18 protein-coding genes are annotated in these 15,204 nt (G+C 72.7%); 13 read left to right on the forward strand and 5 right to left on the reverse strand.

From position 1 onward, the window contains the following. Positions 1-173: 173 nt before the first annotated feature. On the forward strand, positions 174-1,880 hold the full coding sequence (locus ABD999_RS38160; protein ID WP_271279708.1) for a tetratricopeptide repeat protein: 1,707 nt from the start codon (positions 174-176) through the stop codon (positions 1,878-1,880). Positions 1,881-1,949: 69 nt separating this feature from the next. Here the strand turns inward: ABD999_RS38160 and ABD999_RS38165 are convergent, their stop codons facing one another. Then, positions 1,950-2,894 carry a zinc-binding dehydrogenase gene (locus tag ABD999_RS38165; RefSeq protein ID WP_271279709.1) on the reverse strand — a complete coding sequence of 315 codons (945 nt, stop codon included), beginning with the start codon at positions 2,892-2,894 and terminating at the stop codon, positions 1,950-1,952. Positions 2,895-2,983: 89 nt separating this feature from the next. Here ABD999_RS38165 and ABD999_RS38170 point away from each other — a divergent pair, with 89 nt between their 5' ends. Together ABD999_RS38170 and ABD999_RS38175 are read left to right on the forward strand one after the other, a co-directional pair. Continuing rightward, the gene (locus ABD999_RS38170; RefSeq protein ID WP_271279710.1) at positions 2,984-3,613 is read left to right on the forward strand and encodes a TetR/AcrR family transcriptional regulator; all 630 of its coding nucleotides are present in this window, start codon (positions 2,984-2,986) and stop codon (positions 3,611-3,613) included. Positions 3,614-3,662: 49 nt separating this feature from the next. Beyond that, on the forward strand, positions 3,663-4,439 hold the full coding sequence (locus ABD999_RS38175; RefSeq protein ID WP_148029901.1) for a hypothetical protein: 777 nt from the start codon (positions 3,663-3,665) through the stop codon (positions 4,437-4,439). A gap of 53 nt (positions 4,440-4,492) precedes the next feature. Here the strand turns inward: ABD999_RS38175 and ABD999_RS38180 are convergent, their stop codons facing one another. Together ABD999_RS38180 and ABD999_RS38185 are read right to left on the reverse strand one after the other, a co-directional pair. After that, entirely contained in the window at positions 4,493-4,939 is a 447-nt protein-coding gene (locus ABD999_RS38180; RefSeq protein ID WP_271279711.1) for an NUDIX hydrolase, read from the reverse strand. Next, positions 4,936-5,289, reverse strand: a complete 354-nt coding sequence (locus ABD999_RS38185) for an ArsR/SmtB family transcription factor (RefSeq protein ID WP_271279712.1) — start codon at positions 5,287-5,289, stop codon at positions 4,936-4,938. Before ABD999_RS38185 ends, ABD999_RS38180 begins: the two co-directional genes overlap by 4 nt. 34 nt (positions 5,290-5,323) lie before the next feature. Here ABD999_RS38185 and ABD999_RS38190 point away from each other — a divergent pair, with 34 nt between their 5' ends. After that, positions 5,324-6,208: a TIGR03620 family F420-dependent LLM class oxidoreductase gene (locus tag ABD999_RS38190; protein ID WP_148029904.1), complete on the forward strand. Its 885-nt coding sequence runs from the start codon at positions 5,324-5,326 to the stop codon at positions 6,206-6,208. A 61-nt stretch (positions 6,209-6,269) separates the two neighbouring features. Here ABD999_RS38190 and ABD999_RS38195 read toward each other — a convergent pair whose 3' ends face one another. Together ABD999_RS38195 and ABD999_RS38200 are read right to left on the reverse strand one after the other, a co-directional pair. Then, complete coding sequence (locus ABD999_RS38195; RefSeq protein WP_261808368.1) at positions 6,270-6,920, reverse strand: DUF47 domain-containing protein; 651 nt, start codon at positions 6,918-6,920, stop codon at positions 6,270-6,272. After that, positions 6,917-7,861, reverse strand: coding sequence for an inorganic phosphate transporter (locus tag ABD999_RS38200; RefSeq protein WP_271279713.1), 945 nt, complete (start codon positions 7,859-7,861; stop codon positions 6,917-6,919). Before ABD999_RS38200 ends, ABD999_RS38195 begins: the two co-directional genes overlap by 4 nt. A 133-nt stretch (positions 7,862-7,994) precedes the next feature. Here ABD999_RS38200 and purU point away from each other — a divergent pair, with 133 nt between their 5' ends. The 9 genes from purU to ABD999_RS38245 all read left to right on the forward strand — a co-directional run bounded on the left by purU (position 7,995) and on the right by ABD999_RS38245 (position 14,991). Further along, on the forward strand, positions 7,995-8,846 hold the full coding sequence (gene purU, locus ABD999_RS38205) for a formyltetrahydrofolate deformylase (RefSeq protein ID WP_148029906.1): 852 nt from the start codon (positions 7,995-7,997) through the stop codon (positions 8,844-8,846). Positions 8,847-8,887: 41 nt separating this feature from the next. Next, the gene (locus tag ABD999_RS38210; protein ID WP_148029907.1) at positions 8,888-9,751 is read left to right on the forward strand and encodes an SDR family oxidoreductase; all 864 of its coding nucleotides are present in this window, start codon (positions 8,888-8,890) and stop codon (positions 9,749-9,751) included. Between the two features lie 70 nt (positions 9,752-9,821). Then, positions 9,822-10,169, forward strand: a complete 348-nt coding sequence (locus ABD999_RS38215) for a hypothetical protein (protein ID WP_345483140.1) — start codon at positions 9,822-9,824, stop codon at positions 10,167-10,169. A 12-nt stretch (positions 10,170-10,181) separates the two neighbouring features. Continuing rightward, the gene (locus ABD999_RS38220) at positions 10,182-11,564 is read left to right on the forward strand and encodes a sensor histidine kinase (RefSeq protein ID WP_271279715.1); all 1,383 of its coding nucleotides are present in this window, start codon (positions 10,182-10,184) and stop codon (positions 11,562-11,564) included. Continuing rightward, positions 11,561-12,235, forward strand: a complete 675-nt coding sequence (locus ABD999_RS38225; protein ID WP_271279716.1) for a response regulator transcription factor — start codon at positions 11,561-11,563, stop codon at positions 12,233-12,235. The genes ABD999_RS38220 and ABD999_RS38225 overlap by 4 nt, the downstream gene beginning before the upstream one ends. 95 nt (positions 12,236-12,330) lie before the next feature. Then, on the forward strand, positions 12,331-12,912 hold the full coding sequence (locus ABD999_RS38230) for a hypothetical protein (RefSeq protein WP_271279717.1): 582 nt from the start codon (positions 12,331-12,333) through the stop codon (positions 12,910-12,912). A gap of 2 nt (positions 12,913-12,914) precedes the next feature. Beyond that, positions 12,915-13,493, forward strand: a complete 579-nt coding sequence (locus ABD999_RS38235; protein ID WP_271279718.1) for a class F sortase — start codon at positions 12,915-12,917, stop codon at positions 13,491-13,493. Positions 13,494-13,648: 155 nt separating this feature from the next. After that, complete coding sequence (locus tag ABD999_RS38240) at positions 13,649-14,194, forward strand: DUF4956 domain-containing protein (RefSeq protein ID WP_271275582.1); 546 nt, start codon at positions 13,649-13,651, stop codon at positions 14,192-14,194. Beyond that, the gene (locus ABD999_RS38245) at positions 14,191-14,991 is read left to right on the forward strand and encodes a polyphosphate polymerase domain-containing protein (protein ID WP_271275580.1); all 801 of its coding nucleotides are present in this window, start codon (positions 14,191-14,193) and stop codon (positions 14,989-14,991) included. The genes ABD999_RS38240 and ABD999_RS38245 overlap by 4 nt, the downstream gene beginning before the upstream one ends. Positions 14,992-15,204 lie beyond the last annotated feature (213 nt).

Raw genomic sequence — 15,204 nt, forward strand, 5'->3', positions numbered from 1 at the left:
ATGAACGCTTCTCAGTAATTATACTCTGACTTATTGGGTATATATCTTGATATTCGCTGGAGTGTCCGAATAATGAATATCACTCCAGTGAAGAGGTGCATGATGAAGCGCATCGTCGTCCGCAAGCCCGGAACCGCGCGGCTCGGTGGGACCTCCAGCGTCATTCACAAGGGGTGACAGAGGAACGGTCCCACCTCAGAGCTCCGGGCGGTCCGCCCGTACGGTTCGGGAACGCGCGGCTGCTGATGCCCGTGATCGACGGTCATCGGCAGCCGCTCGGCCCCTACACCGTCGGCGCGGCGCTTCTGGGGGGACTGGTGCCGGAGGCCCTCGACCGGCGCCCCGAGCTGGTGGCCGAGCATGACATCGAGATCAGGGCCGTCGCGCCCGCGCTCGCGGATCTCGTGCCCGCCAGGCGGGTGACCCTCGACGCGCGGCTGTCCGACGAGGAGCGCATCCTCGTCCCCGCGCCCCGCCGCACGCTCCGGCTGGCCAACGGGGTCGCCGAGTTCGTCCGGCAGGTCGTGGAGCCCGGCCTCGCCCTGGTCGTCTGCAACGGGGACCACGCCGACCCCACCGACACCGAGCTGCTCGACGTGCTCATGCGCAGGATCCCGCCGGCCGTCCTGGCGATCACCGTGTACGCGGACGGTCCGGAGCCGCCGCCGGACACCCGGGACGCCGCCGAGCTGTGGACGCTCGTGGACCGGTGCGTACGGGAGGGTTTCCTGCACGCGGTGGCCGAGCTGGGGCAGCGCGCGCTGACGCTGGCCGGGCCCGGCGGCGAGCCGTGGTGGCGCCTCGCCCAGCGCACCGCGACCGCGCTCGGCGGCCTCGACCGGCGGGCCGAGGCGCGCGTCGTGTGGGAGGGGGCGCGCCGGTCCAGTCAGGACCCGGCCGTGCACGCCGCGACCGCGTACGGGCTGGCCATGCTGGACGCCCGCGACCCCGACCGGGCGCGGCGCGACCTGGGCAGGGCGCGCGGGTGGATCAACCAGGCGATCGCCATCTCGACGCTGCTGCCCGACCCCGGGCAGCGGGCGTTCAAGCTCGGCTTCGACCGCAACGGGCTGGCGCTCGTCGAGCTGCGCGAGGGCCGCCTGTCCGAGGCGCTGGCGCTGGTCGAGTCGGCCATCGAGCTGGCCGGGGAGCTCGGGGAGCGGCACCCGGTGCACCGGATGGTGCTGCTGGCCAACCGGGCCCAGCTGCTGGCCGGGCTGGGGCGGACCAAGGAGGCGCTGGAGGACTTCTCCGCCGCCATCGCCGTCGACCCGATGTTCCCCGACTACTACGTGGACCGCGGCAACCTGCTGTTCAAGCTGGGCCGGCACGCCGAGGCGCTGGCGGACTACGAGTCGGCGCTGGCGGCCGGGCCGCCGCTGCCCGAGGCGCACTACAACCGGGCGGAGCTCCGCATCGCCCAGGACGACGTGACGGGCGCGCTGGCCGACCTGGCCAGGGTGATCGAGCTCGATCCCGCCTACGTGGACGCGTACATCAACCGGGCCGGGCTGCTCGCCGCGCTGGAGCGGGACGCGGAGGCGCGGGCGGACGTCGAGGCCGGGCTCGCCTGCGCGCCCGGGAACCCGCACCTGCTCACGGTGCTCGGCCAACTGGAGACCGCGGCGGGACGGCTGCGGGAGGCGCGCCGGGCGCTGGACCTGGCGATCGACCGGGCGCCCTCGCTGGTGGCCGCCTGGGGCAACCGGGGAGTCCTCCGGTACGAGGCCGGCGATCCGGCCGGGGCGGTCGCCGACCTGACCCGGGCGATCGAGCTGGGCCCCCAGCCCGACCTGTACGCCAACCGGGCGGTCGCCCTGCGCGCACTCGGCCGCACCGAAGAGGCCGAAGCCGACGAAACCCGCGCGACCCACCACTGACCCAACCCCGGCTCCACTGCCACGTCCCCTCGCCGAGGGAAAGCGTCCCCCGGTTGCCCGCCGCGTTGGTCAGGCGTCGGCGGAGGGTGCGGGGATGAGGAGGGTTTTGCCGGTTACCTGGCGGGCCTCGATGGCGGCGTGTGCTTCGGCGGCTGACTCCAGCGGGAGCGCCAGGCCGATCGTGGGGCGGAGCCGACCCGCCGCGGCCTCCTCCAGCGCGGCCCTGGACAGCTCGCGCAGGTCGGTGGCGGGCCAGGGGACCGCCGTCACGCGCGGGCCCGGAGTGGTCATCGGGCCGCCCGCCATGCCGTAGACGCTCATCCGGCCGCCGTCGCGCAGCAGCGTCTCGGCGGTGGCGCCGATCTCGCCGCCCACCCCGTCGAAGACCACGTCCAGCGCACCGGCCGCGTCGCGGACCCGGTCGGCCCAGCCCGGCTCGGTGTAGTCCACGGTCAGCTCGGCGCCCAGCTCGGCGGCGAGCCCGCGCTTGGCCGCGCTGCTCGCCGCACCGATCACCCGGGCGCCGGCGGCCACCGCGAGCTGGACCAGGAGGCTGCCGACGCCGCCGCCCGCCGCCTCCACCAGCACCCACTCGCCCGGCTTCGGCCCGGCGGCGCGGGCCAGGCCGATGGCGGTGCGGCCGTCGGCCAGCAACGCCACCGCGTGCTCCGGCGAGACGCCGCCGGGGATCGGGATCACGTCGCCGGCGCCCGCCACGGCCAGCTCCGCGTAACCGCCGTAGCCGCCCAGCGTGCTCACCACCCGGGCGCCCACCAGCGACCCCGCCACGCCTTCGCCCACCGCCTTCACGGTGCCGGCCACGCCGTTGCCGAGGATCGCGGGCAGCTCGGCGGTGCGCGGCCCCCGGTCGGCCCGTACCTGCGTCTCCACGAATGTCACACCGGCGACCGCCACCTCGATCAGCGCCTGCCCGGGCCCGGGCACCGGATCGGGCACCTCCTCGGCGACCAGCGCCTCCGGGCCGCCGAACTTCCTCAACATCACCGCACGCATGACACACCTCTCCTCAACCGGAGCGTTCCGCTCCGATCGCGACGGTATATCGGAGCGCTGCGCTCCGCAAGGCGGCTATCCTGTACGGCATGAGCAGGCGCGGCAGGCAGGCCGAGGCGGCGCGCAACGACCTGCGGCTGCTGCGGGCCGCGCACGAGGTGTTCACCACCCAGGGCTTCGACGCCCCCGTGTCGGCCATCGCCAAGCGCGCCGGGCTGGGCATGGGCAGCCTCTACCGCCGCTACCGCACCAAGGAGGAGCTGCTGCAGCGGCTGTGCCTGATCGCCATGGAGCGGGTGGTGGAGGCGGCCTCGGCCGGGCTCGCGGAGGACGACCCGTGGGAGGGGTTCGCCGGGTACGTGCGGGCCTGCGTGGGTTTCGGGTCCGGGGCGCTGGCGCCGGTGGCGGGCACCATCGAGGTCACCGGCGAGATGTCGCGCACCGCGAGACAGGCCACCGAGCTGGCCGGCCGGCTCGTCGCGCGGGCCCGCGAGGCCGGGGCGCTGCGGGCTGACGTGACGGAGCTGGACGTGTCGCTGCTGATCGAGCAGTTCAGCAGGCCGGCTCCCGGGCCACCGGACGAGCTGCAGGACCGGTTCAAGCAGCGGCTCCTGGCCATCGCGCTCGACGGCCTGCGCGCCCCCGGCGCCACGCCCCTGCCCGGCGACCCGCCGTCACTCGACTGGTACGAAGGCCGCTGGACCCCCGACACCTCGTGAGGCATCGGAATGCCCTGCCCGGACGGGCCTTGGGGACTACCGTGGGTGCGTGGGCTTCAACGAGCTGCTACGCGATCTCCAGCCGGGCGCGAGCGCGCAGACGGCGGGCATCAGCCGAGGGCACGGCGGCCCGCCCGCCCGGACCCTCGCCGTCCGCTCCGGCCCGCACCGGCTGCGCTGCGCTTCCCTGCTCAAGCCGCTGTACGCGTGGGTCACCGCGGGTCGCATCCCCGACGCCGAGCGGTGGCGACGCCACGCCGAGCCGGCCGTGGTCATCTCGTCCAACGCCGACACCCGCAGCCTGTGGCTGGCCGTCGGGCCGCTGGTCATCCTGGACGACATCTACCAGCGCACCGGGGTCTCCTGGCCGATGCACAACGGCGACCCCTCCAGGTTCGGGTCCATCGAGGTGGCCGCCGACGAGGTGGCCACCGCGTACGCGGCCCTCGCCCAGGCGGCGCTGGCCGGCGACCCGGTGGCCGGCGACGTGCTGGAGTGGATGCGGCAGGTGGAGGGTCAGCAGGCGTTCGGCGTCAGGGAGGCGCTGGCCGCGCCCGGGTCGGGGGTGAAGTGCGGGTGGTTCGGCGAGCCCGACGAGACCTGCCTGCGCACCCACGCCGTGGCGGTGCTGCCGTCGGAGGACACCCGCGCGACGGTGGTGGTCGCGCTGACCGCGCAGCCCTACGCGGACGCGGGCGAACGTGACGCCTACCGCGCCGACGTGCTGGCCGGGTTGTCCGTCGAGGCCGAGCACGAGCGCGTGGCGGGGCCCCTGCTGCGCTCGCTCCTGACCATGTCGCTGACCGAACTGGGCTACCAGGCGTGACCGTCCGGACGGTCGCACCGCCCGAACCCGTGCCGGCGGTGAGCTGTGGGCCCTCAGCGGGGCCGGACGCCGGTGAGCTCGCCGATCACCTCCGCCAGGTTCGGCGGTTGCACGCTGTCCGGCAGGTCTTCCGCCCAGACGCAGCCCAGGTAGGCCTCGCGCTCCTCCTCCGTGAGCTCGCCGGGGTCCACCGGCGGGCGGGCCTCGGGGAAGCGGGCGAGGTAGAACCGCTCGCTCTTGACGTAACGTACGCCCAGCCACGGGAAGTCGCGGTCGACGGCGACCCAGCGGTCCTCGACGGCCGAGCCCGGCAGGCCCGTCTCCTCGGTCAGCTCGCGCCGGGCGGCCTGCAGGGGCGTCTCGCCGGGGTCGAGGCCGCCGCCCGGCGGCTCCCACAGGTCGGCGCCGCTGACCTTGTCGTGCCAATGGAGCAGCAGCACCCTGCCGTCGCGGTCGAGGCAGACGACCCTGGCGGCCGGGCGGGCGCTGACGGCCGTCACGTCTCGTCCTCGTCGATGACCAGGGCCAGGAGGCCGGGGAAGCGGGCGTCGAACTCGGGCCGGCGCAGCCGGTTGAGCCGGCGCGCGCCCTGTTCGCGCTGCTCCAGCAGCCCCACGCCGCGCAGCACCGCGAAGTGGTGGCTGAGCGTGGACTTGGCGACCGGCAGGTGGTGGAAGGCGGCGCAGGCGCGGCTCCAGTCGGGCACCCCGGCCAGCTCGCGGACGATGCGACGGCGGACGGGGTCGCCGAGCGCGTCGAGGGCGGCCTGGAGGGTCGCCTCGGCGGGGGAGACGTGGACGGGGCCGCGTGTCGTGTTCGATGGGGATCGAACGTCGGTGTAGTGTTCCATCTCGATCGAACATCTTAGTCGCGAGGAGCGCGCGGTGAACATCGGACATGTCGGGGTCTGGCATCCCCTCTTCGGCAACGCGCCGGGCGAGACCGGCGGCCGGGCGGCCGCCCGGGCCGAGGAGCTCGGGTACGGGTCCGTCTGGGTGGGCGAGGGCCCAGGCAGCAAGGACCCGCTCGTGTCCGCGGCGATCCTCCTGGCGGCCACCCGCCGGATCGCCGTCGGCACCGGCATCGCGAGCATCTGGTCACGCGACGCGGCGGCCATGGCGGGCAGCAGGTTCGCGCTGGGCGAAGCCTTCCCCGGCCGCTTCATCGCCGGGCTCGGCGTCAGCCACGCGCCGCTGGTCAACGCGCGCGGCCACGACTACGCCAAGCCGCTCACCGCGATGCGCCGCTATCTGGACGGCATGGACGAGACGGCGAAGCACCACCGGGAGGTCGACGCGCCCCGGCTGCTCGCCGCGCTCCGCCCCGGCATGCTGGAGCTGGCCAGAGACCGCGCCGACGGCGCCCACCCCTACTTCGTGCCGCCCGAGCACAGCGAGCGGGCCAGGGAGATCCTGGGGCCGGGCAAGCTGCTCATGCCCGAGCAGGCGGTGCTCGTCGAGACCGATCCGACGCGGGCCCGCGAGATCGCCCGCGACCACATGTCCGTCTACCTCTCCCTGCCCAACTACCTCAACAACCTGCGCGATCTCGGCTACACCGACGACGACTTCGCCGGCGGCGGCAGCGACCGGCTGGTGGACGCGATCGTGGGCTGGGGGAGCCCGGACGCGGTGGCCGAGCGGGTGCGGGCGCACCTCGGCGCGGGCGCCGACCACGTGGCGATCCAGCCGCTGTCGCCCGGCGGCCCCGACCTCGACGACGCCCTGCGCCAGCTGGAGCTCCTCGCCCCCGCGCTCGGCCTGCGGTGAGGGGCCTGTGACGTCCTGAAGACGGTCCGGGGAGCGTGGGCGCCGGGCGGCCCGGCATGACTCAGCGTTTCATCGCGCCGTCGGCGATCGCGTCGGCCGCCTCGCCGATGGCGATGCCCACGATCTCCAGACGGCGCACGAGCTCGCGCTCCTTCATGCGGTCGTTCGTGAGCTCGCCGGAGAAGATGCGCGAGATCTCATACTGGTACATCCGCCGGATCGCGCTGCCGGCCTTCTTGGCCTCCAGCGCGTCGTGCGGCACGGCCGACGGGCTGGAGACGAGGTCGCGGACGGCGGTCTCCAGCGCGTCGATGCCGACGATCACCTGGTCGAGCAGCGGGGTGAAGCGGATCTGGTCGGGCACGCGATAGAGGTGCGACTCGCGGACGAAGTCGCGCAGCGAGTCCAGCACGTCGTCGATCGACCGCGACAGCCTGAACAGGTCCTCCCGGTCGATGGGCGTGATCAGGGCCGACTCCAGCTCCTCGACGAGCTGGCGGCGCTCCTCGTCGCCGAGGTGCTCGATGGTGCGCATCTGCTCGTGCGCGCCCGTCCTGCCCACCTCGCCGCCGATCATCGCCATGGCCAGCCACGCGCCCTCCTTGGTGGCCTTCAACTGCCCGAGCAGCGCGTCCGACAGCGCGGTGTCCATGTGCCCCGTCAGCAGGTCACGGATCCTGCGCAGCCGCCTCACCAGCCTGCCGCCCTTCACATCATCACTCCCTTTCCGGCGTAGGCCGCCACCGCGCCCAGCACGCCGCTGGCCGGCAGCGTCAGCAGCCAGGCGACCACGATCTTCACGGCCGCGTACCAGCGGACCCGCCCGCTGCCGCGCACCACTCCCGCGCCGATCAGCCCGCCGGCGATCGCCTGCGTCATGCTGACCGGCATGCCCACGGCGGAGCAGCCGAGCACTGCCGACCCGGCCGACAGCTCCGCCGCCACGCCGTGCAGCGGGCGGAAGGCGATGATCTCGCGGCTGAGCGTGCGGCCCGCCTTCGGGAGCCCGTACATCGCTCCGAGCCCGAACAGCACGGCCGTCAGGGTCGTGTACGGCAGCGGCGCGTCGGAGAAGCTCAGCGCGATCATGAAGATGGCGAGCATCTTCTGTCCGTCGTTGGCAGCGTACGCGACGATCTGCACCACGAACCCGGCGCGGTGCAGGCCGCTCAGCCGGTCGGCGCTGGCGAACCGCACCACCAGCGTCGTCACCGCCCACGCCACCAGGCCGCCCACGATCGGCGCGGCCAGGCCGAAGGCCAGCACCAGCGCCACGTACGGCCCCGAGACGGGCAGGCCCCAGCCCAGGCCCGCCCCGGTGAGCCCGCCGACGAGGGCCAGCGTGAGGCTGGTCGGGCGGCCCTTCATGGTCAGGAAGGTGACCACGGCCATCGCGCTCAGCACGGCGATCGAGGTCGCCACCCGCCCGCCGGGCCCCTCGAAGGAGGCCAGCCGGTTCACGAACGTCAGCGCCACCTGGTGGGTGGCCAGCGGAACCAGCGCGATCACCACGACCATGGCGAGGATCCCGGTCGCCGGTCGCATCGCCGGCAGCTTGAGCCCGGTCGCCAGGAGCGCCCCGCCGTCGTTCATGCCGGACACGATCGCGAACAGCCCTGCGACCGCGACGAGCACGACGACGTCTGCGGGCATGGGCAACCTCCTGCAAAAGCTGTGTATAGCGGATATCTACCCAAGATCGGGCGCATAAGGCAGGGGAGACCGTGCTTCCCGGGGGCGGTAACCTCGATGGATTCAGTCGCGCAGACCTCACCGAGAGCGATCCATGAGCGTTGCCGAGTACGTCCTCACGTTGTCCTGTCCCGACCGGCCCGGAGTCGTGGCCGCCGTGTCGAGCCTGCTGTCCAGGCACGGCTGCAACATCACCGAGAGCCAGCAGTTCGGTGACCGCGAGAGCGAGCGGTTCTTCATGCGGGTGCAGTTCACCTCGCCGGTCGGCGAGGACGAGGTGCGGGCCGCCTTCGCCGCCCTGGCTTCCGACCTCCGCATGGAGTTCCAGCTCCGCGACCTGGCGAGGAAGCCCAAGGTGCTCATCATGGTGAGCCGGTTCGACCACTGCCTCAACGACCTGCTCTACCGCGTCCGCAGCGGCGCGCTCGACCTCGAGGTCGTCGCGGTCGTGTCCAACCATCCCGACCTGCGCCCGCTCACGCAGTCCCACGGCATCGACTACCACCACCTGCCGGTCACGCCCGAGACCAAGCCGAAGCAGGAGGCCGAGGTGCTGGCGCTGGTCGAGCGCTACCAGGTCGACCTGGTCGTGCTGGCCCGCTACATGCAGGTGCTGTCCGAGGAGCTGTGCGCGAAGCTGAGCGGGCGGGCGATCAACATCCACCACTCGTTCCTGCCGTCCTTCAAGGGCGCCAAGCCCTACCACCAGGCCCACGACCGCGGCGTCAAGCTGATCGGCGCGACCGCCCACTACGTGACGTCCCACCTCGACGAGGGGCCGATCATCGAGCAGGAGGTCGCCCGGGTCAACCACAGCCACTCACCGGAAGACCTGGCCGCCATCGGGCGCGACGTCGAGAGCCTGACCCTGGCCAGGGCGGTCAAATGGCACACCGAGCAGCGGGTCCTGCTCGACGGCCACAAGACCATCGTGTTCCCCCGCTGACCCCGGTGTTAGCCGTGCCCCAGCCGGGGCACGCGCTGGACATGCCTGAAGAACCGAACTCCACACCACCGCCGCAGACCCAGCAGTACCCGGGCGGCACCGGCGAGATGGCTCCGGAACCACGCGACGAGATGCGCCGCTACGAGGGCCGGGGCCTGCTGTCCGGCAAACGGGCGCTCGTCACCGGCGGCGACTCCGGCATCGGGCGCGCCGTCTCCGTCGCCTTCGCCAAGGAGGGCGCCGACGTCGCGATCGCCTACCTGAGCGAGCACGACGACGCCGACCACACCAGGAAGCTGGTGGAGGCCGAAGGGCGGCGCTGCGTGCTGCTCCCCGGCGACCTGGCGGACCGCGACCACTGCGTCCAGGTCGTCGAGCGCGCCGTCTCCGAGCTGGGCGGCCTGGACGTCGTCGTGAACAACGTCGCCTATCAGCAGCCGGTCGACTCGCTGGAGGAGCTGACCGACGAGCAGTGGGAGCACACGTTCGCGGTCAACATCCACAGCTACTACCGCGTCACCAAGGCCGCACTGCCCCACCTCGGGGAGGGCTCGGCCATCGTCAACACCTCCTCGATCAACGGCCTGCGCGGCAACAAGACACTCCTCGACTACTCCGCGACGAAGGGCGCGATCAACGCCTTCACCTACGCGATGGCGCAGAACCTGGTCGACCGGGGCATCAGGGTCAACGCGGTGGCGCCTGGGCCGGTCTGGACACCGCTCATCCCCGCCACCTTCCCCGAGGAGAAGGTCGAGCAGTTCGGCAAGCAGGTGCCGATGAAGCGGGCGGCCGACCCCGACGAGATCGCTCCTTCGTACGTGTTCTTCGCTTCGGACCTGATGTCGTCGTACTACACCGGCGAGGTGCTGGCCCCGATCGGCGGGGAGACGCTGCCCGGCTGACCACGTCAGATGAGAGTTCTCTCATCTCAGACTCAGGTCTCTCTCCTCATGTCCCGGCATGCTGGAGCGTATGAAGAGCCGAGCACCTCTCCTCGCCATCCTGGCCGGGCTGCTCGTGGCCGTGGCCGTGACGATCGGGTTCATGCGGGTCGCGGCCGGCGGCCCCGAGCTCGGCGGGCCCGTCGTGGTCTCGAACGAGCCGCCGGGGGGCACGGAGACCGGGGACGGCGCCGCGACGCCGGACGCCGGGACCGAGACGTCCGCCGCCGCTGAGACGGCCACGCCCGCCACCGCCGAGAAGACGCCGTCAGCGTCTCCGTCGCCGCGCGAGACGAAGGCCGAGCCGGTCAGGCCCCCGTCGCCCAGGCCGGGCGGCGACGACGATGACGACGACGATGACGACGATGACGACGACTGACGGCTTGCCGGCATGCGGGTGACCGCGCGCGGCCGGATCGTCGGCTGGATGCTCGCGGTCGTCTCCCTCGCCCTGTTCATCGCGATCTTCGCGACCTGGGCGATCCTCGACCGCCTGATCGATGACCGGATCGACGCCGAGTTCGGCAACGAGGCGGAGAAGCTGCGCCGCTACGCCGCGACCGCCGTCGACGTCCGGGACGTGGACACCTTGCTCAGCGGATACCTCTCCTACAACCCGCCCGACGAATGGGAGACGTTCTTCACGATCCTCGATGACCGGCCGCACAAGATCACCGGGATTCCGCCGCTGGCCCGGCTCGACACCGACGACGCGCTGGTGGCGCGTCTGGGGCGGGTCACCGAGCCGGCGAGCGGCGAGACCGAGAGCGCCGCCGGCACCGTCCGCTACGCCGTCATCCCTGTCCAGGTGAACGGCGACGCCCGCCGGGGCCAGCTGGTCATCGCCGTCTTCTACGACCACTACCGCGAGGAGGTGCTGAACGCCATCCGCGTGCTCGCCCTCGCCTCGCTGGCCGCGCTCGCGCTGGCCGGCGCGGCCGGCTGGTTCGTGGCGGGGCGGGTGCTGGCGCCGATCCGGCTGGTGGGGCAGACCGCCGAACGGATCAGCGGCTCCTCCGACCTCACCAGACGGCTCGACGTGCCGGGCGACGACGACGTGTCCGAGCTGGCCGGCACCTTCAACCGGATGCTCGACCGGCTGGAGCACGCCTTCGCCGTGCAGCGGGACTTCGTCGACGACGCCGGTCACGAGCTGCGCACCCCCATCACGGTGATCCGCGGCCACCTGGAGCTGATGGGCGACGACCCCGACGACAGGGCCGAGACCCTCGCCCTGGTCACCGACGAGCTGGACCGGATGAACCGCATGGTCGACGACCTGCTCACGCTCGCCAAGGCCGAACAGCCCGGCTTCCTCGACATCGACGAGGTCGAGCTGGCCGACCTGACCGTCAGCGTCGTCGCCAAGGCGCGGGCGCTCGGCGAACGGCGCTGGCGGGTCGACGAGGTCGCCGAGGCGCGCATCCCCGCCGACCGGCAGCGGCTCACGCAGGCGCTCATGCAGCTCGCGGCCAACGCCGTGCGCCACACCGCCGACGACGGCCAGATCGCCGTCGGCTCCGCCGTTCAGGACGGCTTCGTACGGCTGTGGGTGCGCGACGACGGGCCGGGGGTGCCGCCGGCCGACCGGGAGCGGATCTTCCGGCGGTTCATGCGCGCCGGCGAGCGTTCCGGTACGCACGAGGGCGCCGGGCTCGGCCTGGCCATCGTCAGGTCCATCGCCGAGGCCCACGGCGGCACCGTCCAGGTGGAGGACGCCCCCGGAGGCGGGGCGTGCTTCGTGATGACCATTCCGATGCGGGAGTTGCGGTGAACCGGATCCTGATCGCCGAGGACGAGGCGCGGATCGCCTCCTTCGTGGAGAAAGGGCTGCGCGGCAACGGCTTCGTCACCGCCGTGGTCAGCGACGGCCTGGCCGCCTACGACATGGCGGGAAGCGGCGCGTTCGACCTGCTCATCCTGGACATCGGGCTGCCGCTGAGCGACGGGTTCACGGTGCTGCGGCGGCTCAGGGAGTCCAAGGTCGGCATCCCCGTGATCATCCTGACGGCCCGTGACAGCGTCACCGACAAGGTGGCGGGGCTGGAGGGCGGGGCCGACGACTACATCGCCAAGCCGTTCGCCTTCGAGGAGCTGCTGGCGCGGGTGCGGCTGCGGCTGCGCGCCGACCGCAGCCCCGAGGTGACCGTGCTGCGGGTCGCCGACCTCGCGCTCGACCTGCGGACCCGGCGCGCGTACGTGGGGGAGCGGTCGGTGGATCTGTCGACGCGGGAGTTCGCGCTCGCGGAGGTGTTCTGCCGCCATCCCGACCAGGTGCTGACGCGGGAGCAGTTGCTCAGCCACGTGTGGGGGTTCGACTTCGACCCGGGCTCGAACGTGGTGGACGTGTACGTGCGCTACCTGCGCCGCAAGCTCGGCGCCGACCGCATCGAGACGGTACGGGGGACCGGCTACCGGCTGAAGGCCGAGGGCGCCCCTAGGTGAAGGGACTCTCATCACGTGCTCACGGGGGGCCAACCGGTGGATCCCAGGCTTGGAGTCGTCCGCACGGGGAGTGCGGAGGAATCCAGGAGGACGAGATGAGCCAGGAACTGCGGCGCGCGCTCGCGGCCATCGGGATCGTGCTGGGCATGGGCGTCACCGCCACCACCCTCGCCACCCCGGCGACCGCCACCACCCCGTCAACCGTCACAACGACCGCCGACGATGACGACCGTCCGAAGGGTGGGGTGGAGACGGGGGTCGGTGGGGCGGCCGACGACGATGATGATGATCGTCCGAGGGGTGGGGTGGATACCGGGGTCGGTGGCGTGGCCGACGACGATGATGACGACGATCGTCCGAGGGGCAGGGTGGACACCGGCGCCGGAGGGGCGGCCGACGACGACGATCGTCCGAGGGGTGGGGTGGATACCGGGGTCGGTGGCGTGGCCGACGACGATGACGATCGTCCGAAGGGCCGAGTGGACACCGGCGCCGGAGGGGCGGCCGACGATGATGACGATCGGCCGACCGGTGGGGTCGAGACCGGGGCCGGTGGGGCGGCGCTGGTGATGGGTGGGGAGGAGGGGGCGGCGTTGCCGCTCGCGCTCGCCTCGGGCGCGGGAGCGGTGCTGATCGCCGGTGGCGCGTGGGCCGGCCGCAGGCTGGTCAGGCGGTGAGCGTGCGGCGCCGGAGTCTCGCCCTGGTGGCGGGTGCTCTCGTTGCGACGGTCGCGTGCGCCCCCGGCGCCCCGCGAGCGGCGGGTGCCCTGGCCGGTGCGGCTGCCCCACAGGTGGCGGGTGCCCTTGACGGTGCGGTCGTCCCGCAGGCGGCGAACCCCGTGCGGTTGCGGATCCCGTCCATCGGCGTCTCGACCAAGGTGATCCCGCTCAAACTGGACAAGGCGGGCCGCCTGATCGCACCCGAGCCGTTCGACCGGGTGGGATGGCACGAGGGCGGCCCCGAGCCCGGGGAGCGGGGCGTGGCCGTCATCGCCGGCCACGTCGACTCCAGGACGGGCCCCGCCGTGTTCTTCCGCCTGCGCGACCTGCGCAAGGGCGCCCGCGTGCACGTGGACAGGGCGGACGGCAGCACCGTCACCTTCACCGTGTCACGCCTGGCCCGCTACCCCAAGGACCGCGTGCCCGACGAGGTGTACAACTCGGGCGAGGGCGCCCAGCTCCGCCTCATCACCTGCGGCGGCACGTTCGACCGCGCCCGCCGCAGCTACCGCGACAACGTCGTGGTGTTCGCCCGCTGATAACGGAAGTGCCGCCGGGCCCCCGGCGGCACTTCTTCGATGAGAACGTCCTCACGATCGGCTCACAGGCGCTTCACCGCCGGGCGAGACGCTGTTCATGACAGCGAAAGACCCGGGAGGACCTCTTGAGACCGACCACGCTCCTCGCCCTCGCGATGGACCTGGCCGCGATCGTCACGCTCGCGTACGGCCTGTACTACCGCCGCCACCACCGGCGCGACCTGCTCTTCGCCTACGTGGCGCTGAACACCGGCATCTTCGCCGTGGTCTCGCTCATGCTGGTCCAGCGGGTGGACCTGGCGGTCGGCTTCGGCCTGTTCGGCGTGCTGGCCATCATCCGGCTCCGCTCCTCGGAGATCACCCAGCAGGAGATCGCGTACTACTTCGTCGCCATCGCGCTCGGCCTGGTCAACGGCATCGCCGCGAGCTGGCCGCTGACCGCGCTCTTCCTCGACGTGGTGCTGCTGGCGGTGATGTACGTGGCCGACCATCCCCGCCTGCTGGGCCGTACCCATCAGCAGCTGGTGACGCTGGACGTGGTGCACACCGACCCCGCGCTGCTCCGCGCCGACCTGGAGAGCCGGCTCGGCGGGCGGGTGCTGCAGTGTGTGGTGAGCCAGGTCGACTACGTACGGGACGTCACCGTGGTGGACGTCCGCTACGAGGTCCCGGCGGAGCGGCGGACGGAGGCGTGGCGATGACCGAGTGGCCCGACGCGGGAGTCCTGCTCGCCGGGGTGGCGGCCGGCCTGGACCCGGTCACGCTGGAGGAGGTCAGCGCCCGCGCCAAGCTGATGACCCGGGTGGACCACAAGTATCTGGTGCCCGCCTCGGTCATGACCCGCCTGGCCGGCGAGCTGGGGGACCGGTTCGGGGTGCTGGAGATCGGCGGGCGGCGACAGTTCCGCTACACCTCCACCTACTTCGACACGCCGGACCTGCTCACGTTCCGTCAGCACCGCCAGCAGCGCCGCCGCCGCTTCAAGATCCGTACGCGGACGTACCTGGACGGCGGCGGGCGCTGGCTGGAGGTGAAGCTGAAGGACGCGGGCGGCGGCACCGACAAGCACCGCGTCCCGTACGACGGCGCGCCCGCGCACGCGCTCACCCCCGAGGCGCTCGACTACCTGTCGACCACCCTGGCCACCGGCCTGCGGCTGCCCCGCCCGGCGCCGCTCGGCCCGGTGCTGTCCACCGACTACCGCCGGGTCACGCTGGTCGACCGGTCCGGTGCCGCGCGGCTGACCTGCGACAGCGGTCTCGTCTGCCACGACGGCCGGCGCGCGCTCCCGGCCCGGCGCGACCGGGTCCTGCTGGAGTCGAAGTCCGCCGACGGCGACGCCGCCGCCGACCGCGTGCTGCGCCGCCTGGGCGTCCGCCCGGTGAGCGTCAGCAAGTACTGCCTCGGCGTCGCCGCCCTGCTGGACGTCCGCGCCAACCCCTGGCACCGGGTGCTGCGCCACTACTTCAGAGGACGGTACGCAACGCCGGCCACCTGATCTCACGGATCCACGGCATCCTCCCGAAGTCGGCCACCACCCCGAAGTGATCGCTCGCCCACACCGGTCGAACTCCCGGAAGCACGCCTCCAGCCGCAGCTGCGGGCCGTGCGGCCCGCAGCGCACCAGCACGTATTCCTCGCCGACTCGGGCGTGGCGTCGAAGTCCCCCGCCGCCGTGGCGGGCCCGGAGGTTCATGGTGAGCACGCGCAT

The organism is Nonomuraea ferruginea (assembly GCF_039540635.1).
GTDB lineage: Bacteria > Actinomycetota > Actinomycetes > Streptosporangiales > Streptosporangiaceae > Nonomuraea > Nonomuraea ferruginea.